This window comes from Streptomyces sp. N35 (genome assembly GCF_016464295.1).
Taxonomy (GTDB): Bacteria; Actinomycetota; Actinomycetes; order Streptomycetales; family Streptomycetaceae; genus Streptomyces.
The window spans coordinates 1-24,257 of record NZ_JAEIMH010000063.1; the positions used below are offsets into that span (position 1 = coordinate 1).

The following is a 24,257-nucleotide window of genomic DNA, read 5'->3' on the forward strand; positions in this document are numbered from 1 at the left end:
GACGCCATTGGACACTGCACGCTACCGGCAATCCGACCCCACCCGACGCCGCACCGCCCACACACCCGGACAGAGAACGACCCCAAGCCACCCACCACGGCGAGAGTCGCAGACATCGTCATGCGGAATATCGCGGCGGTGCGGGGCGCGACGTCCGGAACAACGACAGGTACGGCAACGGCCCGCAAAGAAGGGTGATTTGTGCCTTGAGAACCTCCTCCCGCCCTTGTTGTGGCCTGGCCGATCCGGCTCCCGGACGACCAAGTAGCCTGTAGGGCCCGATCTGTGACGGATCATTCGGCGGGAGTGCCTGCACGCGGTTCGTGTGGCCTCTGTCTTCCTGGTGAGGAAGCGCCTCGCCCCGGACCTTTCCTGCCCCGTCACTTGAGGCCGGCCAGGCGATGGTGTGTCGACGAACAGCAAGGTGTCAGCCGGTGCGGGATGGCCGCGTGGAGCGTGAGGAGGACAGAGGCGGGCCGATGAGGGCGCCGCGCCTCTGAGGGCGTATGACGCAATGGCGGGCGTTGAGTGATGCCGAAGTGGTCGAGTTCGCGGCACGGTTGCGGTCCTTGGACTGCACATGAGAGCTGGGGGCCACGCCGATGGCGAGGCGGTCGGCGCGGTTCCCGCGTCAGGCGCTGATGATCCGGCCGCGCTGGGAGCTGCTCGACACCGGGTTCAAGAAGGCCGGACGTGCCACCACCCGCGGGGGGAGTGCGCAGGACGGGCAGCTGGTGGAGCGCGTGAAGCTGCGCCTGACCGACTACACGGCCGAATGGGACCTGCCGCTGGACGCGTTCGTCAGGATGGCCGCCGCGCTGGGTACGTCGCTGGGCGCACCGACGGACCGCAGGCCGGGTGCGGATGCCGAGATTCACTGGGCCGGTGCGGACACCACGCTGGTGCTGCGTCACTCGGGAAGCGCGGTGTACCTGGAGCTGGCGACCAACGACCGGCTGGCCCTCGACGAGGAACTCCGGCAGATGGACGCGTACGAAGAGGGGCTGCTGTGACGGGTTGGGACGGGTTCGGCGAGGCTCTCGCCGAGGAGCTGGCGTCGCTGTCCGCCGGTTCGGTGCTGATCATCACAGAGGCCGGGCAGACCGGCAGGTACGCGCAGTTCCTGCAGAGTGATACCACACTCGAGGCCGAACTGGCCGGCGATCACCACCTTGACCCCGCACTGCGCGCCGGGGAAGCGGGCAGCGGGCTGATCGCCGATGCGGGGTGGAAGCCGCCCGTGGACACCGTCTACGGCCACAACTGGTGGGCGGAGCTGCCCTGGCCGTCGCCTTCGGCCGCGTACCGCGAACTGGCGGGGATGACCGTGACCGGGCTGCGCGACGGCCTGCGGATCACAGGACCGCAGGCACTCGTCTACGAGGCATGGGACGGGCGCAGGGGCAATCGCTCCCTGACCTTGCCCCACCTCGGCCTCGCCGCCCAGACCTGACGAAGGGCGGCGAGCGGCGCATGTCCGCACAGGAGGCGAAGGTGCGACGACTGGCGCGGCTCGCCGCACAGGTCGACTGGGCGAAGGTGATCGATCCCTACAGCACCGAGCGCTACGGCCCGCAGGTGCTTGATGAGCTCTGGTCGGCCGACCGCAGCACGGCCGACGAGATGTGCTCGACCCTGTACTACGTGGCCCTCGGTGACGGCAGTTCGGTGCGGGCCGCGGCCGCCGAGATGCTGCCGTTCCTCGTCGAGGCCGCCCGGGACCCGGACGTGACGGTGCGCTTCGACATCCTGCGGACGATCGCCGAGATCGCCGAGACGGGCAACGCCGCCCCCACCGCGGAGGTCGCCCCGCTCCTCAAGGGCAAGTGGCGTCCGACCGTCGACCCGGCGTGGCAGGCCGCCTGGGAGCAAGCCGCCGACGGGTTGCTGCCGCTGCTCGACGACGAGGACGGCCTCATCCGGGCCGGTGCGGTCCGCGCACTCGCACAGGCGGCCGCCCACGCGGACGCCCTTATTCCCGTCCTGCGGACGCGCTTCGAGAGCGAGCCCGACCTGTGGCCGGCCGAACGCTTCGTGCTGGCGGTCGGCGAACTCGCCCGCTACGCCGTCGGGCAGCGTGAAGAGGCCTTGGCGTGGCTGCGGTCGCGTATGACCGACGAAGGCAAGGGCGAGGAGCCCGACTTCGACGAGGACATCGACGCCTGGATCGCATGGGACGACGAAGTCCGCCACGACGTCCGGCTGTACGCCGTTGAGGCGCTGCGGCGCGCACTGCCCGACCATGCCGATCCTCGCCACGCCCGCGTCACCACCGACGCACTGCTCACCTCCGCCGGAGCATCGGTCGATTCTCCTGCGGAATACGTCGCCACGCGGATCGACGTCATCACCGAAGCCGACCGACGGCTCGGGGCGGACCTGCCCGGACGACTCGCCCTCGCCCACACGCTGTTGGGACACAACGACGCCGCGACGCGCGCGGGCGGCCTCCGGGTCGCTGCCGCACTGATGTCGCGCCGGCGCTCCGCGGTGCCCGAGCTCCTGCCGGCCGTAGCAGGGCTCGTGGACGACACAGATATGGACAACCGTCTGTTCGCTCTGCGCGTGCTCGCCATGTGCGGCGCGGCCGCGCGCCCGTGGGCCGACCGTATCGCCGCCCGCCTCACCGCGCCGGACGAGGTCGACGAATCGGTACGGGAGCACGCCAGTTGGGCGCTGAGCCGTATCGGCGACGACCGCTGCGTGCCCTTCCTCGCCGCATTGCTCACCGCCCGCGGAGGATTCACCACCGGCCGCACCGGTTCGACCGACCGCGGCTGGAACGCCGGCGACCTCAGTCTCGCCGAGGCGCTCGCCTCCTTCGCCGCACACACCGACGTGCTCCTCGACCCGCTCCTGGCCCGCCTCGCGACCTCGGCGCACCACCCGCACTCGTACTACTCGACCCTGCGCCGATGGCACCAGGACGGCGGGCGGGTCGTCCCGCGGCTGATCGAACTCCTCGATGACGACGCGACGTTGATGGCCGCCGCGCACGCCCTGCTCCGGCTGGACAGCGGCGCCGTCGCCGTCGCCCATCGCGACCGGCTGCGCCGACGGCTGAGGCACCCGGCAGCCTCGGGCTACCCGGACCTCGCCTCCATCAGCCCTTTCGAGTACCACGCACTCACCGGGGACGACGAGCCCGTACGCGCCCTGCTGCGCTCGACCGAGCACAGCGGCTTCCCGAAACCCGGCCCCGGACTGCCGGAGCCCACCCTGCTCCGAGCCTGCGTCACGCTCGGCGCATCACTCGGCGCATCACTCGGCGCCTCGGCGGCAGACCGGCTGCGCGAGTTGTTCCACGAGGCGCTGAGCAGGAAGCCCGCCCGCTGGTCCGATGCACCCAAGGGTGCCGTGCAACGGGCCCGGGCGCTGTGGCGGGTCACCGGTGATCCGGATGAAGTGCTGCCCGGACTCCTGGAGTTGACGGCGCGCAGCGCGGACGATGTCCACCAGACCCCGGATGGCACGGAGGCCCTGCTGCTGCTTGCCGAGGTCGCCGCCACGCGTCCTCCCGTCGCCGAACGTGTCGCGCGGCAGCTGTCCGCCACCGCCAGGGCGCGGATCGGACACGGCAACAGCTTCGACGCGATGCAGGCCGTCGGGAGCCTGTGGCAGCTCACCTCCGCCCCGCAGCAGGTCGTCCAGGCCCTGGTCGACCTCGTCGGAATCTGCCCGCCACCCGGCAGCGCCGGCGCCACCATCCTCGACCCGCTGCGCCTCCTCGCCCAAGTCGCCGCCGTCCACCCGGCGTCCGTCACCCCGGCCCTACCTGCGCTGCACGCCCTCCTCGAGACGGACGAACGTCCCGTACGTCACGACCACTGGGGTGCCGTCCACGATGACGACGCCTTGTGCGCGGCGGTTCGAGCGGTACTGGATGCCGCTGCCGTGCGCGATGCCACCAACGTCGAGGACACCGCAGGAGAGGAGAGCGTTCCGGGCGCCTGAGGGGGCGCCGGGTTCCGCGGAGTGGATGCCTTGCGGGTGGCGCAGGTGGCAGGGTTGATCACCAGCGGAGTACGCGATGGCACGGGGGAGTTGTGGTGCAGGGGCGTTGGCTGGAGCCGTATGTCGTGGACGGGCAGTACGAGGTGTGGATGGTCCATGAGCAGGGAGGCATGGGGCTTGTCCACCGTGTGAAGCACCTCGAGTGGGGCGTCATGCTGGCCATGAAGTCGCCCCGCCCGGAGCTGCTCGCCGGCGCGGGCTTCCTCGACCGGTTCGTGGCCGAGGCCGAGACCTGGGTGTCCCTCGGACTGCATCCGCATGTGTGCGGCTGCCATTACGTGCGCACGATCGACGGCATACCGCGCGTCTTCTCCGAGTACGTCAGCGGCGGCAGCGTTGCCGACTGGATCCGTGACGGGCGGCTGCACGAGGGCCGGCCCGCCGAAGCCCTGGCCCGTATCGTCGACTTCGCCATCCAGGTCGCCTGGGGTCTCGACTACGCGCACAGCCGCGGTCTCGTCCATCAGGACGTCAAGCCCGGCAACGTACTCGTCGACCTCGACGACACGGTCAAGGTCACCGACTTCGGTCTCGCCCGGGCCCTCGCGAGCACCGCCGCGAGCACCCAGCCCGACGCCGAGCAGGATGAGCGCTCTCTGCTCGTCACCCACGCCGGCCTCACCCTCGCCTACGCCTCGCCCGAACAGGCCGCCGGCGAGCGCGTCAGCCGCCGCACCGATGTGTACAGCTTCGGCGTCCTGGTCCTCGAGATGTTCACAGGCGAGGTGACCTGGCTGGCCGGTCCCGCCGCGGGAGAGGCCCTGGCCGAATACCGGGCCGACAACGAGGACGGGCCGCCCATGCCGTACGGCATCGGCGCCCTCCTCGCCCGCTGCCTGCGCCGGGATCCCGCCCGCAGGCCGGCCTCGCTGGCGGACGTGGCGGACGTACTGACCGGCCTGTACGAGGACATGACCGGCACCCCCTACCCACGTGCACGACCGGCCGGGGCCGATCTCCGCGCCGACGAGCTGAACAACCGTGCCCTCTCCCTCCTCGACCTCGGCCGCACCGCCGACGCGGAGGAGGCCTTCGAGGCCGCGCTCGCCGCGGACCCGCGTCATCTCGTCGCGACGTACAACCACGGCCTGCATCAGTGGCGGCAGGGCAAGCTGCTCGACGACGAATTCGTCGCCTCACTGGAAAGCCTCCGTGCCGATACCGCCACCGACGCCTGGCAGGCCCGCCATCTCCTGGCCCAGGTCCACCTGGAGCGCGCCGATCACCGCAGCGTCGAGCCGCTCCTGGAGGAAATGGACAGCGCCCGCCCCCGCACCGAGGAGGCCGCGGCGCTGCGCACCGCGCTCGGCGCCGGCCAGGGCACCACGGACCGCTCCCAACCGCTGCCCTGGAAGGAAATCTGGAAGGGCAGGCCGGGGCAGGTGCGGCTGTACCCGGACGGGAGTTGGGCGCTGGCCGGCGGGCCCGGCGGCCTGGTCCAGCTCTGGCACCTGCCGACCGGCGAAGTCCACCGCACCCTCACCGGCCACGACACGGATATCGTCGCCGTCGATGCCACGTCCCGCCGAGCGGTCACCGCCGATGCCGGTGGCGTCGTACGGCAGTGGGACCTGCCCGAGGACCGCCGGCTCGGGGTCAAGCGGCTGCCGCAGGTCAGCGAGGTGCGCCTGACTCCCGACGCCCGCACCGTCGTGGCGCTGGCCGGCGCAGGCCTCACCGCCTGGGGCTTCCCCGACGGGCAGCCTTACGTCCTCACCTCGCAGGAGGGCATCACCGCATTCGACGTGAGCAACGACCGCGCCCTCACCCTTACCGGTCACGACACCGTTCAGGCCTGGGATCTCGACTCCCGCAGTCTCCTGTGGACCATGCCGGCGCACCGTCATCAGGTCGACACCGTCGCCCTCAGCCGCGACGGCCGGCGTGCCGTCGTTGCCGCGATCAACAGTCCGCGCCGGCACGAACTCAAGGTGTGGGACATCGACCAGAGCCGGGAGATCGCTACCATGACCGCCCCGGGCTGGACGGTGACGAGGCTCGTCCTCAGCCCGGACGGTCGCTACGCACTCTCCGGGGTCGAGGACGAGAGCCGTATACGTCTGTGGGATCTGGACCGAGGCCGGTGCCTGCGGACCTTCGAAGGCCACAACACACGCTTCGGGGAGCTGCGGCTGCGACTCGGCGACCGCGCGGCGACGATCATGGACATGGACAACGCGCGGTGGCTGCAGTGGGATCCCCCGGGCACGTTCACCGCCACCCCGGTGCTCGCCAGGCCTCGGCGCCAGGCCGACCTCGACCGCCACGGACGCTGGAGTGCCGCGCTCCTGGCCGGCGCCGAGAAGGCCCTTGCCGCGGGCCGGACTTCGGTGGCGGTGGATCTGGTGCAGCGCGCCAGGGCCGTGCCCGGCCACGCAAGCGACCCGAGGGCGCTGGAACTGTGGCGGGTCCTCGGCGCCGAGACGGTGCGCTGCGGGGTGCGGTCGGTGCGTGCGGCGTGGGAACTGACGGACATCCAGTCGGTGGGGTCGGTGGCGATCTCCCCGGACGGTGTGAAGGTCTGTGCGTCGGGCGGCGGGCAGGTCCGGCTGTGGGACACGACGACCGGGGTGCAGCTCGCGACCTGGAAGGACGACGGTACGGGGGCGGTCGCGCTCCTGTCGGACGGGCGCCGGGTGGTGGCCAGCGGGCAGCGGCGCATCGTCATGCGGTCGGCCCCGCACGGCCACTGGCCCGTGGTGCTGAACACGGATCCGAGCGACGGACTGCGGGGCCGTCGCGGTACGGGGGCGACGGGGGATCGCGGAACGGCGTCGGTGAGTGCGGACGGGTTGGTGCTGACGGCTTGCCTGGACGGCGAGTTGCGGCTGTGGGACCTGACGGCCGTCGATTTGGTACGGACGCTGCCGGGCGGTCAGTCCAACAGCGTGTGGCTCAGCGCCGATGCGCGGCGTGCGGTGTCCGCCGGCTTCGACGGCACGCTGCACATCTGGGACATGGAGTCCGGTACGGAAGTGACCGCCGCGCACCCAGGTGTCTGGGTGACGTCGGTGTGTCTGAGCGCGGACGGCCGGATCGTGCTGAGCGCCGGGCAGCACGGGGACTGGACGCTGTGGGTGACCGACGCGGCGACCGGAGAGTTCGTACGGGGACTGAGCAAGGAGCGGGACGACGAGGACGTGGTCTGGACGGTGCGGCTGAGCTCGGACGGGCTGTTCGCGTTCTCGGGGGACGAGGAGGGCGATGTACGGATCTGGGAGATCGCCACGGGACGGCACATCCGGACGCTGGAAGGGCATACCGGACGGGTCAACGGTTTGGCGCTGACGCCGGACGACCGCTACCTGCTGTCGGGCAGCGAGGACGGCAGCGTGCGGTTGTGGGAACTGGACTGGGAGCTGACAGCCGCAAGATGACGTTCAGCGGCTGGTGTTGGCGGGTGCCAAGTGCTGCGGGACGGGGGAGGGGCTCGATGGTCGCGTTCGGGATGGGGGACAGGGATCCGATGGTCGCGACAGATGGCGGCGCGCCATGAGCGCAGACATGAGCGGGAACCCCGCCTACGCCGACAGCGTGCTGTTCGTGCTGGCCCGGGCCCTCGTCGAGGCGCGTTCCGGCCGGGCGCTCGAGGTCGAGCCGGATCACCTGCTGGTGGGGATAGGCACATTGTGCCGTCCTGATCTGGCGGCGATCCTTGCGCGCGGCCGGCAGGAATCGGGCGTACGGGAAGCGATGGAGGCCGATGCCCAGCGCGTCATGGTGTGCTTCGCCCGCGCCGGAATCAGCCCGCGCCGGCTGCGCCGCAGTCTGCGCGAGGCGCTCGCCGTCGAAGGCGGTCCCGCTGGTGGCGAGCGTCCGATGAGCCGCGCCGCACGCAGGGCCCTGCGCCGCGCCACGGAGCTGGCCGGCCCGGAGAAGGCCGGCGCCGTGCAGCTGCTGCAAGCCGTGCTCGGCGAACTCACGCCCGTGGGCCGGTTCGTCCTCACGTCGTACGGGATCAGCAACGCCAGTGCGGCGTTCTTCCCCGAGGTGCCCGACACACCTCATCTCGACCTGTACGGACGCGATGTGAGCGCTCTGGCACGGGCCGGCAAACTGCCGAGGCTCATCGGCCGCGGCACCGAGCTGCGTACCCTCGCCCGCATCCTCATCCGACAGCGCAAGGCGAACGCGGTCCTCGTCGGCCACGCGGGTACCGGCAAGACCGGCATCGTCGAAGGCCTCGCCCAGCGGCTCGCGTCGCCCGGCGCTCCCGCCGAGCTGGCCGGGGCGCGGATCGTGGAGCTGTCCATGTCGGCGCTGCTGGCGGGCGCGCAGTACCGCGGGGACTTCGAAGCGAGGATGCAAGCGGTCCTGGCCGAGGCGCGGGACGCGCCGGAGGTGATCCTCTTCATCGATGAGCTGCACACCGTCCTGCGGGCCGGCGGGCGCGGGGCCGGCGACGCCGCGAACATCCTCAAGCCCGCGCTCGCCCGAGGTGAGCTGCGGTGCATCGGGGCCACGACGCCCGGCGAATACCGTCGCGACATCGAGGACGATCCGGCGCTGCAGCGCCGCTTCGAGGTCGTCTGGGTCGACGAGCCCGACCGGGACGAGGCGGTGGCGATACTCAACGGCGTCGCCGAATCGTTCGCCGCGCACCACGGTGTACGGATCGAGCCGGAGGCGGTGGAGGCTGCCGTGGATCTGGCCATCCGTCATCTGCCCGATCAGCGACTGCCGGACAAGGCCATCGATGTCCTCGACCATGCGTGCGCGGCGGCCCGTATCCGCACGCTGAGTCCGGACACCGAGCCGGAGCCGGCGCTGCCGATCGGCCGGGACGAGGTGGCGGCGGTCGTCGCCGAACGGGCCCGGCTGCCGCTGCACCAGGTGGCGCGGGCGGAGGCGGACCGACTGCTTGCGATGGAGGAGCAGCTGCGCCGCCGTGTGGTCGGGCAGGACGAGGCCGTACGGGCCGTGGCCGAGGTGGTGCGCACCGGACGGTCCGGACTCGGCGATCCGCGGCGACCTGTGGGGGTGCTGCTCTTCGCGGGGCCGACCGGCACGGGGAAGACGGAACTGGCCAAGGCCCTGGCTGAGTTCCTCTTCGCCGACGAGCGGCGGCTGGTCCGTATCGACCTGTCCGAGTACAAGGAGCGGCACGCCGTTTCGCGGCTGCTCGGTGCGCCACCGGGATACGTCGGACATGACCGCGAGGGACAGCTGAGCGGGCCGCTCCGGGACCATCCGCACAGTGTGGTGCTCTTCGACGAGGTGGAGAAGGCGCATCCGGAAGTCCTGGACGTACTGCTGCAGATCTGCGACGAGGGTCAGCTGACGGATGCGCGCGGGCGGCGGGTGCCGTTCTCCGAGGCGGTCGTGATCCTTACGTCGAATCTGGGCACAGGGGTGGCTGCGCGGCCGACGGGAGGCTTCGGATTCGCAGGGGCGCCGCCGGTCGCCGTCGCGTCCCCGGGCGGAACCGGGGAGCCCGCAGTCAGGGGTGGCCCGCGCGCCGCCGGACCCGGTCCCGAGGACCCCGCGCACCGGCCGGTCCTCGACGCCCTGCGCCGGCACCTGCGTCCCGAACTCCTGGGCCGGATCGCCCGGATCGTCGTGTTCTCCCCGCTGGCCGACGCCGATCTGGAGCCCGTGCTCGACAAGATCCTCGAGCGCGTCCACGCGCGTCTGGCCGCCCGCGCCGTCACCCTGACCCTCACCCCCGCGGCCCGTGCCCTGCTCCTGCGCCACGGCAGCGACCGCCGGGCCGGCGCACGCTTCCTGGAGCAGTCCGTCGAACGCCTCCTCGTCCAGCCCCTCGCCCGCGCCCTTCTCAGCGGCGACATCCTCGACGGCGCGCCGGTCCGTGCGGATGCCGCGGGCGGGGCACTGACCTTCGTAACGGAGCAGCCCTGATGACGCCGCCGCCCGCCACCGTCAAGCTCACGCTCGTCAAGGGACGCCTCGACCCGGCCGAGAACGTCTACGACGGCCGCGCCACCTGCGTCATCGGCCGCGCCGCCGACTGCTCGCCGCGGCTGCCGAACGACGAGCACCATCGCACCGTCTCCCGCCACCATTGCCTGATCGACATCAACCCGCCCGACATCCGCATCCGTGACTTCGGCAGCCTCAACGGAACCTACGTGAACGGCGAGAAGATCGGCCAACGCCGTGAGGGTCTCACCCCCGCCGAGGCCGCGGGCGACTCCTACCCCGAACACGATCTGTCCGACGGCGACGAGATCCGCATCGGCGACACCGTGCTGCGCGTCGGCGTCACGCGAGCGCAGTCCACCCTCGTCCTCGGGGCCTGCGCCCGATGCGGCCGCGAGGTGGGCGGCGCCGGCCGGGACGGCGAAGTGCTGTGCGCTGTCTGCCAGTCGGAACCCGCCGCCGTGCTGAGGCAGCTGCTAGAGCAGGCGAAGGGCGGGCGCGCCGACCTGAAGGCCATCCACGGCTACACCGTGCTGCGCGAGCTCGGCCGGGGCGGAATGGGCGCGGTGTATCTGGCGCGGCACGAGTCGACCGGCGAGGAGGTGGCGCTCAAGGTGATGCTGCCCAAGGTCGCGGCGAACGCCACGGCACGGGCCCGCTTCCTGCGCGAGGTGGGGCTGACCCGGGCACTGCGCCACCCGCACGTGGTCGCCCTGCACGACGCGGGCTTCGCAGGCGGCACCTTCTATCTGACCACCGAGTACTGCACCGGCGGCAGCCTCGACCACCTCCTGGCCGAACGCGGCGGCCGCCTCCCCGCGGACGAGGCCGTCCCGCTGGCCCTGCAGGCCCTGCGCGGACTGGAGCACGCCCATGAGCAGGGCGTCATCCACCGCGATCTCACCCCGTCCAACATTCTCCTGGACGGCTCCATGACGGCGAAGATCGCGGACTTCGGCATCGGCAAGGCCTTCGACCAGGCCGGCCTCAGCGGCCTCACCCGGACCGGTGCGACGGCGGGCAAGCCGATGTTCATGCCACGCCAACAGGTCGTCAACTTCCGCAAGGCGCCGCCCGCGGTGGACGTCTGGGCGCTCGCCGCCTGCCTCTATCACGCGCTCACCGGGAAGACACCCCGTGAATTCCCTCGGGGGAAGGACCCCTGGCAGGTCGTCCTGCAGGAGCCGGCCGTTCCCATTCGCCGGCGCGATCCCAGTGTGCCGCTGCCGCTCGCGGACGTCATCGATCAGGCCCTGCGCGAACGCCCGGAGATCGGCTTCCGGAGCGCCGCGGACTTCCGGATCGCGCTGGAACAGGCCACGTAATCGCCGCAAATCCCCACCCGGAAGCGACAGTTGCGCGCATGCCCCTCAGAAATAGACATCCACGGCCGCGCTCAACTCATCCGTCCATTCAACGGATGCCGGAGGCTCATACCCCGCAGCACGCACATGCGCGACGAACTCGACCGGGATCACCAGCGGCTGCTGCGTCAGATACTCGATGGAGTCCACCCGCCACAGCCACACTCCGTCCGAATGCAGCGAGGGACCGCCAGGGATGTGCCGGTCCTCCTCGAAGAAGTGCGGCTCGGCGGTCATGACGTCGAAGACACCGGGCCCCCGGCGCAGGTAAGTCAACACGGCGTCCCGGTCGCGCAGTTCCTCCGTGGCCACGGAGTCGTAGAACGACGGCAGGTGGTCGTGCCGGCCCCCGTACATCTCCCGGTACATCCCAACGGTCTTCAACTCCACGGCAGCGTCCCCCTTCTTCTCTTCGTGATCCACGCTACGTGACCCCGGCCAGTTCCCGCCGCGAGCCGGCGAGCCAGGGCTACTGGTGCGGGTCCGGCCAGGTGTCGACCAGGGCGCGGTCGTCGGGGAAGCGGGGGCCGGGGACCCTGTCATGGACGGGGCGGCCGTTGAGCCAGCAGATCGTGACGTGGTCGGACTCGGTGTCTAGCAGGCAGCACACCCCGCCGCAGGCGGCGGTCAGGTCGGTGAACACGGCGCGCATGTTGGGGGAGCGTTCGAACATCCGGCTCATGGACGAGGTGGCCGCGCAGAAGTCCAGTGAGGCGTATCCCGGGTGGAGTCGCGACGCGAACGTGACCCTCAGGTAGACGTAGCCGACCTGAATGCGGCCGAGCTCGTCGGGCTCGGTGGGGCGGCCGGCGCGGTCCTCGAGGACAGCGTCGTCAGGGGCGACCATGATGCTGGTGTCGAGTTCGAGCGTGGCGGCGGTGGAGCAGTCGACCGGATCGCTCTTGAACTGCGAGGTGTAAGGGACCTCGAGTCCGATGCCGCCGGGCAATGTGAGGGAGAGCGGCGGTACGTGGCGCTCCCGCGGTGCCAGCTCGGTGAGTGCGGTCAGCGCGGTGGCGACGTTGCGCGCGGGCACGAAGATCTCGTAGCTGTAGTCAAGTCCCATGCCGTACTCCCGGAGCTGCTGCCCCGCCCTGTGGCCGAGCAGCAGCATCGTGGCATGGGCCTGACGTATGCGCGCGGGCATTTTCTCTTCAGGGGTCGACCTGGTAGTCGCCGTCGTAGTAGGAAACGCAGAGCTTGACCCCCACCTGCGGGCTCGCGCCGAACTGGGTGTCGAAGGTCGTCACGGTCGTTCTGCACGCCGGAGCGTTGTCAGCGGCGTGCGCCGGGGAGAACGACACCTGGCCGGCGTCGATGCGAACCGACTGGCAGCAGCATTTCGCGTCCTTCTGCAGCGACGCGCTCTACTTCTCCTTCCCCACCTGACGGGGGCTTGCGGAGCGGTGCCGCCGAGCTGCTACGCCCTGCGGGGACGCTCGAGGCCGAAGACGTCCTGGAGCCTGTTCAGCTCCTTCTCGGCGACCGACCGTACGTCGCCGGGGACGTCCCCGAGCTCCTTGACGAGCTCCTCGTAGATCGGCGCATCGGTGCTGGCGTTCACTGCGGTTTCCATTCCTTGGCTCACATGCTGGTGGCCGGCGCGCTGGGCGACGGACCCCGGGGAGTCTACGGCGGCGTCTGACCTGGCCTGCACCCGGTGTCCCCACCTATGACCGGTACCGTCCGCTGTCCAGCACGTGCCGTTCGGTGCGAACGGCCACACGATTGAGCTCTTGTAAATAACATGACCCTGCTCGCCGTGGTGTGGTTCGGCGGTCGGATCAACGGTGCGAAGGGGTGGGTGTGCAGAGTGAGTGTGCATCGGTACAAGGCAGTCGCTGTGCGGCAGTTGGCCGAGGCGGTGGAGAGGGTGGCACCGAAGGACCCTGCGGCCTGGGAGGACCGCAAGCCGATCGCAGGCACGTTGGGGCTGCCGACGAAGGTCTCCAGAGCACGGGCCCGGCAGTTGTGGATGGTGGTCGCCATGTGGGACCGAGCCTTGGAACACAGTGAGTTCCCGGCCCGGGCCCGCCGCTCGGCAGCGGAGCTTTTCACGGCGCGTGCGCTGCGAAGGTTCTGGGAGCTTGCACAGACGGGGGAGCTGAGAACGCTCGCACCGGAGGCAGGGCGTGATCCGGTACTGCCCCTGGCCACGCTGCGTATCGTGCGGGATTGCCTGAAGATTCTTGCCCCTCTGGCCGCGCCCGCTCGCCGGCAGGTCTGGCTGCCCTCTGTGCAGCAGCCCGAACTCAAAACACCGGTACGCACGGAACCCTTGGCCACCTTGTACAGGCGGCTGGCAGATCTGGCGGCGAAAGGGCCACTCGAACGGGACGGCATCAGGCTGTCGTACGAGGACCGGTCACGTCTGCTGGCGATGGTGGCGATCCTGCTCCGTGCCGCACCGCGCTCCGGTGAACTCGCGGCGCTTCGGCTCTCCGATCTGGCACCCGCGGAGCGGGCCGTGGCGGTGCGCCGCCGGCAGCAGAAGGCATCGCCGAACCGAGCGGAGGAGATCGCCGAGGTGGCCGGTGTGTCTGCGTCGACCGTGCGATCCGTTCTGTGGGGGCAGCGCCGTCAGGTCTCCGAGGCCACGTATCACCGCGTCGTCGCGGCGCGGGACGCGCTGGCACCTCTGCCCGAAGTCGAGTGGTACGCACTGGGGGAGGGAGGGTGGGCGGCGGTGCGGCAATGGCTCACGGTCCGGAAGGAGTTGATCGAATCCAGCTCTCTGGAGGGTGGTGAGCCCGGGCTGTGGGTGACCTTGGTGCCCACCAAGGCGGGGCCGCCGGGCATCACTTTGCGGGCTCAGGGCCTGACGCAGGCGTTCGCGCGCGGCATGAGGGCCCTGAACTGGGTGATGGCCGGACATCACGGGTGGGAGCCGATGCCCGTCCGCATGGAGCAGGTCCGCCGTGCCATATCCGTCGAGTCCATTGCCGGCTTCGGAGGCCCTGGTAAATAACATGACCTGGCGCGCGGTCCGCTCCGCAGACTCGCAGCGCCGTCGCTACGCGACGGATCAGCCGTCACAGCACCGCTCCGCGGTGCCCTTCGAGGAGCGCTCCGCGCTCCGGAGCAGAGGAAGGCTCCGCCTTCCAAGAACGGGGAAGGCTCCGCCTTCCAAGACGAGAAACTGGAGCGCTCCGCGCTCCCGCCGGCTCCTTCGTACTCGAGCGCAGCTCGCGCCTCGGCACCTCTCAGGGGGAGGGGATCGGCTCCGTACCGTGAGGATCCGCCGTACCGTGGTATGCCCCATGCCAGTGGATCACGGCCCCGGCGGCACGCTAGTGATGCTCGAGGGACATCTCCCACGCTGTACGGGCGCGGCGCTACGGCCGGCATGACGCTCCGGGGGCCATGACCGATGTGTGAAGGCAGAACATCCGAGTCCGGACTGCCCATTGAGCCGCTCTACGGGCCACAGGACCTTGAAGGCTGGGACCCGGCGAAGCTGGGTGAGCCCGGAGCGTATCCGTACACGCGTGGTGTGTACCGGTCGATGTACACCGGCCGACCGTGGACGATGAGGCAGTACGCGGGGTTCGGTACGGCTGCGGAGTCCAATGCCCGCTACCGGCAGCTGATCGCCCACGGTACGACCGGTCTGTCGGTGGCCTTCGATCTGCCCACCCAGATGGGCCACGACTCGGACGCGCCGATCGCGCATGGTGAAGTCGGCAAGGTGGGGGTCGCCATCGACTCCATCGAGGACATGCGGGTGCTGTTCGACTCGATTCCGTTGGACCGGGTGTCGACGTCGATGACGATCAACGCACCGGCCGCCTTGCTGCTGCTCCTGTACCAACTGGTCGCCGAGGAGCAGGGGGTGGGCGCGGAGCAGCTGACGGGCACGATCCAGAACGACGTACTGAAGGAGTACATCGCCCGGGGCACCTACATTTTCCCGCCCAAGCCGTCGCTGCGGTTGGTCGCGGACATCTTCCAGTACTGCCGGGCGGAGATTCCGAAGTGGAACACCATCTCCATCTCCGGCTACCACATGGCGGAGGCGGGGGCCTCGCCCGCGCAGGAGATCGCCTTCACGCTCGCCGACGGCATCGAATACGTGCGTACGGCCGTGGCCGCCGGTATGGATGTGGACGACTTCGCGCCTCGGCTTTCGTTCTTCTTCGTGGCTCGCACCACCCTCCTGGAGGAGGTGGCGAAGTTCCGTGCCGCGCGCCGGATCTGGGCGCGGGTGATGCGGGAGGAGTTCGGGGCGGTCAACCCGAAGTCGATGATGCTGCGGTTCCACACGCAGACGGCCGGCGTGCAACTCACGGCCCAGCAGCCCGAGGTGAACCTGGTCCGGGTCGCGGTGCAGGGACTGGCCGCGGTTCTCGGCGGCACGCAGTCACTGCACACCAACTCCTTCGACGAGGCCATTGCCCTGCCCACGGACAAGTCGGCCCGACTGGCCCTGCGTACGCAGCAGGTCCTCGCCTACGAAACGGACGTCACCGCGACCGTGGATCCCTTCGCCGGCTCCTACGTGGTGGAGAAGCTGACCGATGACGTCGAGACGGCAGTCGTCGAACTGATGGACAAGGTGCAGGACTTGGGCGGTGCCGTCGCCGCCATCGAACGCGGCTTCCAGAAGGACGAGATCGAACGCAACGCCTACCGCATCGCTCTGCAGACCGACTCCGGCGAACGCGTCGTCGTCGGGGTCAACCGCTACCAGCTCGATGAAGAAGAGCCCTATGAGCCGCTGCGCGTCGACCCCGCCATCGAAGCCCAACAGGCCGAACGCCTCGCCCAACTGCGTGCGCAGCGTGACCAGTCCGCCGTCGACGAGGCCCTGACCGCGCTGCAGAAGGCCGCTCAGGGTGAGGACAATCTCCTCTACCCGATGAAGGACGCTCTGCGGGCCCGGGCGACCGTCGGCGAGGTCTGCAACGCGCTGCGCGAGATCTGGGGTACCTACGTCCCCGGAGACACGTTCTGAGCTCGTCCCCGTATCCCGTCGATGCTTTGAGGATTCAGATGCCGACCGAGACCTCTGCCGTACCGATTCGCGTGGTGGTCGCCAAGCCGGGCCTGGACGGGCACGACCGTGGCGCCAAGGTCATCGCCCGGGCCCTGCGGGACGCGGGGGTGGAGGTCATCTATACCGGCCTGCACCAGACGCCACGGCAGATCGTGGACACGGCGGTACAGGAGGATGTCGACGCCATCGGGCTTTCCGTGCTGTCGGGCGCCCATATGACCCTGTTCGCCGATGTGCTGAGGCTCCTGCGGGAGGAAGGTGCCGAGGACATCACGGTGTTCGGCGGCGGCATCATTCCCGAGGCCGACATCGACGCGCTGCACCGGATGGGGGTGGCCGCTCTGTTCACCCCCGGCACGCCCACCCATGTGGTGACCGAGTGGGTGCGGGACAGCATGCGGGTCGTGGGCCGTGCGTGAGCCGCGCGGCGGCCGTACCAGGTGGTGATCTCCTCCCCGGCACGGCCTGAACCGCCGTCGGCTAGGGGGCGGTTCGGGTCCAGGTGACCGGCAGGGCATGGACGCCGTAGATGTTCATGTTGGTCCGCAGGGGCACATCGTCCGCAGGCACGGCGAGGCGCAGGTCGGGGAACCGGCGCAGCAGGCCGGCGAATCCGGCGCGCATCTCGATCCGGGCCAGTTGCTGGCCCAGGCACTGGTGGACGCCGTGGCCGAAGGAGAGGTGGCCGCGGGCTGTGCGACGGATGTCCAGCGTGTCCGGGTTCTCGAACCGCTCGGGGTCGCGGTTGGCCGCCAGCAGGGAGACCACGACCGTGGAGCCTTCGGGGATGGTGGTGCCTTCGAGCTCGATGTCCTGCGTCGCGTAGCGGTAGAAGACGTCGGCGACGGAGCAGTAGCGCAGGAGCTCCTCGACCGCGTCGGGAGCCAGCTCCGGGTGTTCTCGCAATTCGGCCAGCTGCGCGGGGTGTTCGAGGAGGGCGAAGGTGCCGAGCCCCAGCATGTTGGTCGTGGTCTCGTAGCCCGCCAGCAGCAACAAGAAGGCGACGCCGGTCACTTCGTCCAGGCCGAGGTCGTCGCGGCCGGCCAGGTCGGACAGGAGGTCGTCGGCGGGTTCGGCGCGCTTGCGTGCGACCAGTTCGCCCAGAAACGTTGTGAGGCTCACGTACGCCGCGATCTTCTCCTCGAGCACCACGTCCTTCTCCATGAACTTGGTGGTGTCGGCCTGGAACTTGTCCCGGTGCTCGAAGGGGACGCCGAGCATTTCGCAGATCACCAGCACGGGCACCGGCAGGGCGAACTCCTTGACCAGGTCCACCTCTCCCGTCAGCCGCACCATGTCCTCGAGGCGCCGCTCGACGATGTCGACGATGTGCTCCTCGAGTTGCTTCATGCGCCGGGCAGTGAAAGCTCCCGTGAGCATCCGCCGCAGCCGGGTGTGGTCCGGCGGGTCCATGCTGATGAACAGGCCCGGCTCCTGCGGGGAGGGCTCGGTGACGGGCGGCATGCCCGGGATCTCGTACGGGATGTGGAGGGGGCCGAGGTCCTGACGGGAGCTGAACCGGGTGTCGGCCAGGAGCGTTCGGGCCGCGCTGTACCCGGTGACCAGCCAGCCGTGGTGGCCGTCGGGGAAGGTCATCGGGCTGACGGGGGTGGTCCCGCGCAACCGTGTGATGGCTCGGGGCGGGTTGAAGGGTCCTGCGTCGCGGTCCATGGGCAGGCCGTGCGGGGGAGGGGATGCTTGGTTCACAGTTCTTCCTCTCGACACGCGTGGCGCCAGGATGGCACCCAGGGGTGCCATTGTGGCACATTCCGGCTTGCGGTGCTCAGGCCGGCTTCCGGTGGACTCGTATGCCGACGTCCGCAGCGTCCGACCTGGGCTGTCTGCCCCTATTGCAAGGGAAGTTGACCCATACGGCAGTGGCCGGGCGCAGCGGTTCTCGTCAAAGGGGTGCGTGTGACGCAGCGGCCTCACGGGCCGGCATCTCGTGCGGTGCGGTTGACCTTCCTGTCGCCTGCCTGTCGGTCGAGGTGGAAATGGCGCCACTCGACGACTGCGTGGCGCCATGGCGGAGAGGGCTGCTGCGCCGGCTGATCCAGAGGTGGAGTCCAACCAGCGTCGACGGCGGCTCGAGCCGGGGCGGGCACGGTGGAGCATGCCCGCCTTGCCTGCCGGAAGGAATGTGTACCCATGGCTCAGGCCCCGTGGAACGTGAAGTTCGAGAAGATCCTGCGGCAGGTCCTGCCCGGCGTCGGGGACAACGACCCCATCGATGCGGCTGTCCCGATGTCGGCATACGGGCTTGATTCCATGGCCCTGATCCAGATCGTCAGCGCCTTGGAGTCCGCCTGGGGGGTCAGCCTCGCCGGACAGCTCGCGGTTCCCGTGCGCTCGCTGACCGCAGGGCACTTGTGGGGGATCGTGGTCGCCGCACAGCAGCCTGCGTGGGGATCGCAGCGACCGTCGACGGGTGGCGCCACGCGGGCCCAGCCCCCGTGGATCATGGCCTGACGGCTCGTCACCGGCGGGCAGCGCAAAGCCGCCTCGGCTCGTGGCGCGGATCCATGCCCCACCGGGTGGGCGCGGCGTCCCGGCGCAGGGGTCGACGGTGCGGCCGAGGGTTACCCGACACAGAAGGAGCGCGTGGTGACACCAGAAAAGCCGAACAGCGACCAACGGTCCTCAACCGACCGGCGCCGGGACCGGCTGGGCAGCCTCGAGGTGTGGGCGCGGTCCGCGCCGATCCGCCTCGCGGGGTACGAGGACGATCTCGCGGAGCCGCACATTCTGCCGAGCGTCGACTGATCTCACCCTTGTGCCTCGGCAGAAGAGACGCCGGCGTGGTCGGCCGAACTCCGGGGTGATGATCCCTCCGGTGACCCGGTGACCCGGTGACCCGGTGACCCGGTGACCCGGTGCGTCCGTGGAGCGTCGAGGGAATGCGTCACGGTCAGGTGGTGCGGACGCGCGGAGGCGGCCCGCCTGGAAGGGGGAGCCGGGCGGGCCGCACAAGGGGGCATCCGACCGGGTCGTGGAGCGGATGCTGCAGTGCTCAGCGTGACGAACTGCGCCCGAGCGACGCCACAGTCCGACTTGACGAGGGCCGGGTCGACTTGTGCTCCAGCGCCGGTAGAGCCGCGTTTCCCATGCTGGCAGGACAAGCGCGGGACGACAGCGAGCAGGGCGAAGGAGGCGCGGGATGGCGCAGGGGGACGAGGCATACGCGGCTGCCGTACAGGAGGCGGTGCTTGCCGCGTGCGTTCCGGGCCGGTCCGTGGCCGTGCTGATCGAAGGCGCGCCGGGGCTCGGCAAGACCGCACTGCTGGCGAAGGTCGCGCAACAGGCTGCCGTGACAGGCACCGTTTTGACCGCGGCCGCCGGCGAGCGGCAGCGTCCCTTCGGCATGCTGAACCGGCTCCTCGCCAGCAGCTCCGAGCCGGCCTTGTCCGGTCTGCTCACCACCGAAGACCGCTCCGCCACGGACACCGGCGCCGCCCTGTGCGCCCCGCTGCGTGACCTCGGCCGCCGCGGGAGCGTGACGCTGTGCGTGGACGATGTGCATCACGCCGACGTGCAGTCCCTGCAGGCCCTGCAGTATGTGCTGCGGAGCGTGCAGCCGGCCCCGGTCACTGTGGTGGCAGCCACGGCGGCCTTTGACGACCGGTGGCGCGCCCTGCTTCCTGCGGACACCCTGCGCAGCCCTCAGGTGCATCGGATGCAACTCGCCCTGCTGGCCCCGGCGGAGACCGAGCGTTTCGTGACCGCGCACGCCACCGCGACCGGCCGTATCCCCCCGCGCGCGGCGGCACGGCTGCACCGGCTCAGCGGCGGCAACCCGCTGCTGCTGCAGGCCCTGTTGACCGAAGACGCCCATACCTGCCATCCCGTACCCGGGGGGCCGTTCGTACAGGGCGTCGCCCACCTGCTGCGCCACAGCGGTCCTGCCGCCCGTGCGACCGCCCACACCCTCGCCGTCCTCGGCGGACACTCCGTCGAACCGCCCTTGTTGGCCGAACTGATCGACGGCGGCGCGCCTGTGGTCGTCGGTGCCCTGGACGCGCTGCGTGCCTGCGGTCTCCTCGACGGACTTGGCCGCCGGGAGCCGGCGGTCCTGGCCGCGGCGCTGGCGGACTGCGAAGGGCCGGACCTGAACCGGCTACGGCTGCGGGTGGCGCACGCCCTGCATACGGCCAAGGCCGCGGCCACCGTGGTGGCCGCGCCGTTGCTCGCGCTGATCGCCGATGGCGCGCGACCGGCGGCGGACGCCGCGGATCAGTCGCTGCTCGTGCAGACGGCCCGCGACCTTGCCGAGGCCGCGGCCACCCTGCGCACGCAAGGGCGCATCGACCAGGCGGACTCGCTGGAGCGGGCCTCTCGTCAACTGCACGTACTGGTAGGCGACTTGGAGTCGACCGAGGCGCTCTAGGCCGCCGCCTCGCGAAGCACACCAGACATGCCCGAGGAGGGCTTGAGCCGCGCTCGTGGCGCGGTGGACTGCGTGCGCGACGGCGACTGACGCGCAGCTACCTGGGACGCCCTGGGTCGCTCCTCAGTAGCTGGGCAAAGCACCAGGTCACAGGCTTCACGGTGTCCGCTGAGCGACTGAAGCGACCCAAGTTCCAGGTATGTGGCGTCAATTCACTGGTTCGCATCAGGTCCTGACGTCATAGACGGCAACGCTCAGTCGCTTCAGTCGCTGCTCTGCGGGAGTACCACCTGTGAGCTGCGCTTTCCCTGTGAACGGACGGGCTGGCGACCGGCGAGCCCGGGTCGCTGCCGCTGCGTCGCGGGTCGCTGCGCCCGGATTGCCGTCACTCGGGGACTCGGGAAGGCTCTGGCACCACAACTCGCGCTCTGCGCTAGCTTCGTCGCCGGGTCGCTTCGGTCGCTGATGGGGGGTTCCAATGGCCGCTGAGCTGCGTGACTTTGTCAGCTGCTCAATACCCGGGTCAGCCAACCCGCCGTCGCTCGCCATCGCGCGGTGGTGTGCCGCGCAGGGCTGGCCGGTGCATCCGCTGGCCCCGGGACGCAAGACGCCTTCGGGCAACTGTGCGGCCTGCCGGCGACCCGGACACTCGCACCGGGGATGCGGCTGCGCATCGGCCGGCCGGTGGTGCCACGGATTTTACGCGGCCACGCTCGACTCGGCGAGGATCGACCGCTGGTGGGGGGAGCACCCGGGCCTGGGCGTGGGGGTCGCCTGCGGCGCGGCAGGTCTGCTCGTTGTCGACATCGATGCTCACGTACGCGAAATCCCCGCACGAGAGCGGCTGTTGCCCGGTATCGGCATTGCCGACAGCGTGGATCTCACCGGACTGAGCAACGGATTTCACACCCTCGCGGTGCTGGCCGCGCTGCGCGGTGCGCAGAGTCCCGCCGAGGACACCACCACGTTGCGCGTGCGCACCCCCTCCGGAGGGTTGCACGTCTGGTACCAAGTGCCCCGCGCTCGCCGCTGGCAGTGCTCCACCGGATCGGGTTCGGGGCGCTCACTGGCCTGGCAGGTCGACATCCGGGCCTGTGGGGGATACGTCGTCGCCCCGGGAACTGTCACGGGCGCGGGTACTTACGAGATGGTCGGCCCCGTCACCCGGCCGGCACCGCTGCCGGGCTGGCTGGCCCGGGAACTCGAGCGCACGGGACATCTGCCGCAGGACACTCCCGCAGCGTCCCGTCCGGTGCCACCGCGCGCCCGCGCCGCCGTGTCCGCGGCCGGTGGCGGCCACGCGCCGGCGCGGGCAGCTCTTGCCGCCGTACTGGCCGAGGTGGACGGTTGTGCCGCCGTACCCGAAGGGGCGAGCTTCTCCGAGAAGCTCAACCGGGCCGCCTACACCGCGGGTGGTTTGGTGGCTGCGGGGCTTTTGGACATGGGGGAGGTCCTGGACCTGCTCAACCGGGCTGCCGAGGCGGCTCGTCCGGGCCAGTGGCGACGTCACGCTGCGATCATCCGCGGCGGCCTGCAGGCCGGCACTCGCAAACCCCTTGTCCTCAGAGGCAGCGGATGACGTCCGAGGAGAGCGCGCTCTTCGACTTCGACGCGGAGGCGGTCGCCGCCCAGATCCTTGCCCAGCGCGTACAAACCGCGCCGGTTCTGGGCCAGTTGGACGGAGGCCGTGCCGTCCCACCCGGCGGGACGGACACCACCGCCCGCGGACTGCTCCCCGACTCCCTGTCCGATCGCGGCAACGCCAAACTGTTCGTCAGCCTCTACGCCAAGGACTACCGGCACGTCCCGGGGCTCGGCTGGTGTCGTTGGGATGGCACCTGCTGGCAGATCGACGAGGACGACACCGTGCTGTGGGCAGCCGGTGACCTGGCCGAGGCCATTGCCCCGACCGACCCGCGCGGAGTCCACAGCGCGTCCGCTCTGCAGCAGCACCGGCGCCGCGCCCTGAGCACCGCCGGGATCAACGCGATGCTGGCCCAGGCCAGGACCGCCCCGGGCATGGTGCTCAACGCGGCGCTCCTGGACGCCGATCCGTACGCGCTGTGCACTCCCGGAGGCATCGTCGACCTGCACACCGGACTGGTCCGCCCTCCGGACCCCGACCGGGACTTCCACTCCCGTCGCACCGCCGCGGCCCCCGAGGCGATCCCTGTGCCCCGCTGGGACCGGTTTCTCACCGATACGTTCGGCGACGGCCCCGCAGGAGTGGAGATGATCGGCTTCCTGCAGCTGCTGCTCGGGTACTCCATCACCGGAGACGTCGGCGCGCAGGTCCTGCCGTTCCTCTTCGGCTCCGGCAAGAACGGCAAGTCCGTGCTCCTGGACGTGGTGATGCGACTCGTGGGGGACTACGCGGACGCCGCGCCACCGGGTTTCCTGATGGCCCGTTCCTACGAAGGGCACCCCACCGACCTCGCCGAACTGCACGGCCGCCGGCTCATCGTGTGCAGCGAGGTCAGGCCCGGCGACCGTTTCGATGAAGCACGCATCAAGCATCTGACCGGTGGCGACCGCATCAAGGCACGCCGCATGCGGCAGGACTTCTTCAGCTTCCGGCCCACCCACAAGCTCTGGCTGCTCGGCAACCACCAGCCCGAAGTCGGGACCGGAGGCTTCGCGTTCTGGCGCCGGATGCGGCTGATCCCGTTCGAACGCGTCGTCGCCGACCAGTACAAGGTCGACAATCTGGCGGACATTCTTGTCAGCGAGGAAGGACCCGGCATCCTCAACTGGTTGATCATGGGAGCACGCCGGTACCTGAGTGGCGACAAGGACCTGCACGGTCCCGAGCGGGTGCGCATCGCCACCACCGCCTATGCCGAGACGGAGGATCACATCGGGCGCTTCTTCGCAGAGTCGTGCCGCCTGGATCACGGCCTGCGGGCCGAACAATCCGGTCTCTACGCGGCTTACGGGTCTTGGTGCCACAAGGAAGGCGCTCCGGCTGTCTCATCGCGGTCCTTCGCCGCCCGGGTTCGAGAGACACTCGGTCTGGAGTCACCGAAACAGATGATCCTTTCCAACCAGCGGAAGTACTACCCGGGTATCGCGCTGACTGCCGACGAGGAGACCGTGTGAGCGCCCTCATCGCGGACGACGAACTGGTGCACGAGGTCGAGCTGGTCTGGCTCGAGGACATCCATGGGCTCGATTACGTACGCCAGAGCCTGGACCGGCTCCCGACGCGCCGGGGTCGCCCCACCTACCATCGCGACGGCCGGATGGTCGGCTACGCGGTGCTCGGCACCGGGGCCAAGCCCTCGCGGACCTCGGGTACGTTCCGGCGCCGCGTGTTCTGGCTGCTGCCGCATGATCGTGACGCGGTGCCCGACGGTCTCTACACCACCGGGACGCCGGCGGAAGCGGTGGACCCGGGCACGCTGTCGCCCGGCAGCAAGGGACGCAAGACCGCGCGGTCGGAAGGCGGAGCGCACGCTGCGCGCCGGCGGGAGGCCGCGCCGTCTCCCGATCTGTGACGTGCGCTGTCCTGGCCGTCGGCAGCTCCTTGCCGCACCGGGTGCACCCCGCGGGGATGCATATGCGCTGTGCGTATTCAACCCAAACTCCAGCGCCAGTCAAGGCCCGCAGGGGACCATGA

The 24,257-nt window shown here is 70.3% G+C and carries 20 protein-coding genes; 16 read left to right on the forward strand and 4 right to left on the reverse strand.

Going from position 1 to position 24,257, the window contains the following annotated elements:
- The first annotated feature begins 602 nt into the window (after positions 1–602).
- The 6 genes from JAO81_RS29155 to JAO81_RS29180 all read left to right on the forward strand — a co-directional run bounded on the left by JAO81_RS29155 (position 603) and on the right by JAO81_RS29180 (position 11,219).
- A complete protein-coding gene (locus tag JAO81_RS29155; RefSeq protein WP_233416078.1) occupies positions 603–1,013 on the forward strand; it encodes a DUF6301 family protein in 411 nt (136 codons plus the stop codon).
- Positions 1,010–1,453 carry a hypothetical protein gene (locus tag JAO81_RS29160; protein WP_199550949.1) on the forward strand — a complete coding sequence of 148 codons (444 nt, stop codon included), beginning with the start codon at positions 1,010–1,012 and terminating at the stop codon, positions 1,451–1,453. Before JAO81_RS29155 ends, JAO81_RS29160 begins: the two co-directional genes overlap by 4 nt.
- Positions 1,454–1,473: 20 nt before the next feature.
- On the forward strand, positions 1,474–3,954 hold the full coding sequence (locus JAO81_RS42860; RefSeq protein WP_233416079.1) for a hypothetical protein: 2,481 nt from the start codon (positions 1,474–1,476) through the stop codon (positions 3,952–3,954).
- A gap of 95 nt (positions 3,955–4,049) precedes the next feature.
- The gene (locus JAO81_RS29170) at positions 4,050–7,391 is read left to right on the forward strand and encodes a WD40 repeat domain-containing serine/threonine protein kinase (protein ID WP_199550950.1); all 3,342 of its coding nucleotides are present in this window, start codon (positions 4,050–4,052) and stop codon (positions 7,389–7,391) included.
- A 115-nt stretch (positions 7,392–7,506) separates the two neighbouring features.
- Positions 7,507–9,873, forward strand: coding sequence for an AAA family ATPase (locus tag JAO81_RS29175; RefSeq protein WP_199550951.1), 2,367 nt, complete (start codon positions 7,507–7,509; stop codon positions 9,871–9,873).
- The gene (locus JAO81_RS29180; protein WP_199550952.1) at positions 9,873–11,219 is read left to right on the forward strand and encodes a protein kinase; all 1,347 of its coding nucleotides are present in this window, start codon (positions 9,873–9,875) and stop codon (positions 11,217–11,219) included. The genes JAO81_RS29175 and JAO81_RS29180 overlap by 1 nt, the downstream gene beginning before the upstream one ends.
- A 45-nt stretch (positions 11,220–11,264) precedes the next feature.
- On the opposite strand, the gene JAO81_RS29185 is transcribed toward JAO81_RS29180, so the two are convergent.
- Together JAO81_RS29185 and JAO81_RS29190 are read right to left on the reverse strand one after the other, a co-directional pair.
- Positions 11,265–11,681, reverse strand: a complete 417-nt coding sequence (locus JAO81_RS29185; protein WP_199550953.1) for a hypothetical protein — start codon at positions 11,679–11,681, stop codon at positions 11,265–11,267.
- Between the two features lie 46 nt (positions 11,682–11,727).
- Positions 11,728–12,405, reverse strand: coding sequence for a hypothetical protein (locus JAO81_RS29190; protein ID WP_307813824.1), 678 nt, complete (start codon positions 12,403–12,405; stop codon positions 11,728–11,730).
- A gap of 53 nt (positions 12,406–12,458) precedes the next feature.
- Here JAO81_RS29190 and JAO81_RS29195 point away from each other — a divergent pair, with 53 nt between their 5' ends.
- Entirely contained in the window at positions 12,459–12,647 is a 189-nt protein-coding gene (locus tag JAO81_RS29195) for a hypothetical protein (protein WP_199550990.1), read from the forward strand.
- A 31-nt stretch (positions 12,648–12,678) separates the two neighbouring features.
- Here the strand turns inward: JAO81_RS29195 and JAO81_RS29200 are convergent, their stop codons facing one another.
- Positions 12,679–12,822 (reverse strand): hypothetical protein, encoded by a 144-nt coding sequence (locus JAO81_RS29200; RefSeq protein ID WP_199550991.1) that lies wholly within the window; start codon positions 12,820–12,822, stop codon positions 12,679–12,681.
- A 183-nt stretch (positions 12,823–13,005) separates the two neighbouring features.
- Between JAO81_RS29200 and JAO81_RS29205 the strand changes: the two genes are divergently transcribed.
- The 3 genes from JAO81_RS29205 (at position 13,006) to JAO81_RS29215 (ending at position 16,673) form a co-directional block, all read left to right on the forward strand.
- Positions 13,006–14,226, forward strand: a complete 1,221-nt coding sequence (locus tag JAO81_RS29205) for a LacI family DNA-binding transcriptional regulator (RefSeq protein ID WP_233416080.1) — start codon at positions 13,006–13,008, stop codon at positions 14,224–14,226.
- A 402-nt stretch (positions 14,227–14,628) separates the two neighbouring features.
- Entirely contained in the window at positions 14,629–16,212 is a 1,584-nt protein-coding gene (locus JAO81_RS29210) for a methylmalonyl-CoA mutase (RefSeq protein ID WP_199550955.1), read from the forward strand.
- A 38-nt stretch (positions 16,213–16,250) separates the two neighbouring features.
- Positions 16,251–16,673: a cobalamin B12-binding domain-containing protein gene (locus tag JAO81_RS29215; protein WP_199550956.1), complete on the forward strand. Its 423-nt coding sequence runs from the start codon at positions 16,251–16,253 to the stop codon at positions 16,671–16,673.
- Positions 16,674–16,734: 61 nt separating this feature from the next.
- Here the strand turns inward: JAO81_RS29215 and JAO81_RS29220 are convergent, their stop codons facing one another.
- Entirely contained in the window at positions 16,735–17,925 is a 1,191-nt protein-coding gene (locus JAO81_RS29220; RefSeq protein WP_233416086.1) for a cytochrome P450, read from the reverse strand.
- A gap of 477 nt (positions 17,926–18,402) precedes the next feature.
- Here JAO81_RS29220 and JAO81_RS29225 point away from each other — a divergent pair, with 477 nt between their 5' ends.
- The 6 genes from JAO81_RS29225 (at position 18,403) to JAO81_RS29250 (ending at position 24,135) form a co-directional block, all read left to right on the forward strand.
- Complete coding sequence (locus tag JAO81_RS29225) at positions 18,403–18,723, forward strand: acyl carrier protein (RefSeq protein WP_199550958.1); 321 nt, start codon at positions 18,403–18,405, stop codon at positions 18,721–18,723.
- Positions 18,724–18,858: 135 nt separating this feature from the next.
- Positions 18,859–19,017, forward strand: coding sequence for a hypothetical protein (locus tag JAO81_RS29230; protein ID WP_199550959.1), 159 nt, complete (start codon positions 18,859–18,861; stop codon positions 19,015–19,017).
- 394 nt (positions 19,018–19,411) lie between these two features.
- A complete protein-coding gene (locus JAO81_RS29235; RefSeq protein ID WP_199550960.1) occupies positions 19,412–20,638 on the forward strand; it encodes an AAA family ATPase in 1,227 nt (408 codons plus the stop codon).
- A gap of 478 nt (positions 20,639–21,116) precedes the next feature.
- Entirely contained in the window at positions 21,117–22,217 is a 1,101-nt protein-coding gene (locus JAO81_RS29240) for a bifunctional DNA primase/polymerase (protein ID WP_199550961.1), read from the forward strand.
- Complete coding sequence (locus JAO81_RS29245) at positions 22,214–23,737, forward strand: phage/plasmid primase, P4 family (RefSeq protein ID WP_199550962.1); 1,524 nt, start codon at positions 22,214–22,216, stop codon at positions 23,735–23,737. Before JAO81_RS29240 ends, JAO81_RS29245 begins: the two co-directional genes overlap by 4 nt.
- Positions 23,734–24,135 (forward strand): DUF6009 family protein, encoded by a 402-nt coding sequence (locus JAO81_RS29250; RefSeq protein ID WP_199550963.1) that lies wholly within the window; start codon positions 23,734–23,736, stop codon positions 24,133–24,135. Before JAO81_RS29245 ends, JAO81_RS29250 begins: the two co-directional genes overlap by 4 nt.
- Positions 24,136–24,257: the final 122 nt, after the last annotated feature.

Coding starts and splice junctions, on each gene's coding strand:
- JAO81_RS29155 (WP_233416078.1), top strand. CDS start 603: ATGGCGAGGCGGTCGGCGCGGTTCCCGCGTCAGGCGCTGATGATCCGG.
- JAO81_RS42860 (WP_233416079.1), top strand. CDS start 1,474: ATGTCCGCACAGGAGGCGAAGGTGCGACGACTGGCGCGGCTCGCCGCA.
- JAO81_RS29175 (WP_199550951.1), top strand. CDS start 7,507: ATGAGCGCAGACATGAGCGGGAACCCCGCCTACGCCGACAGCGTGCTG.
- JAO81_RS29180 (WP_199550952.1), top strand. CDS start 9,873: ATGACGCCGCCGCCCGCCACCGTCAAGCTCACGCTCGTCAAGGGACGC.
- JAO81_RS29190 (WP_307813824.1), bottom strand. CDS start 12,405: ATGCCCGCGCGCATACGTCAGGCCCATGCCACGATGCTGCTGCTCGGC.
- JAO81_RS29205 (WP_233416080.1), top strand. CDS start 13,006: ATGACCCTGCTCGCCGTGGTGTGGTTCGGCGGTCGGATCAACGGTGCG.
- JAO81_RS29210 (WP_199550955.1), top strand. CDS start 14,629: ATGTGTGAAGGCAGAACATCCGAGTCCGGACTGCCCATTGAGCCGCTC.
- JAO81_RS29215 (WP_199550956.1), top strand. CDS start 16,251: ATGCCGACCGAGACCTCTGCCGTACCGATTCGCGTGGTGGTCGCCAAG.
- JAO81_RS29220 (WP_233416086.1), bottom strand. CDS start 17,925: ATGGACCGCGACGCAGGACCCTTCAACCCGCCCCGAGCCATCACACGG.
- JAO81_RS29225 (WP_199550958.1), top strand. CDS start 18,403: ATGGCTCAGGCCCCGTGGAACGTGAAGTTCGAGAAGATCCTGCGGCAG.
- JAO81_RS29235 (WP_199550960.1), top strand. CDS start 19,412: ATGGCGCAGGGGGACGAGGCATACGCGGCTGCCGTACAGGAGGCGGTG.
- JAO81_RS29240 (WP_199550961.1), top strand. CDS start 21,117: ATGGCCGCTGAGCTGCGTGACTTTGTCAGCTGCTCAATACCCGGGTCA.
- JAO81_RS29245 (WP_199550962.1), top strand. CDS start 22,214: ATGACGTCCGAGGAGAGCGCGCTCTTCGACTTCGACGCGGAGGCGGTC.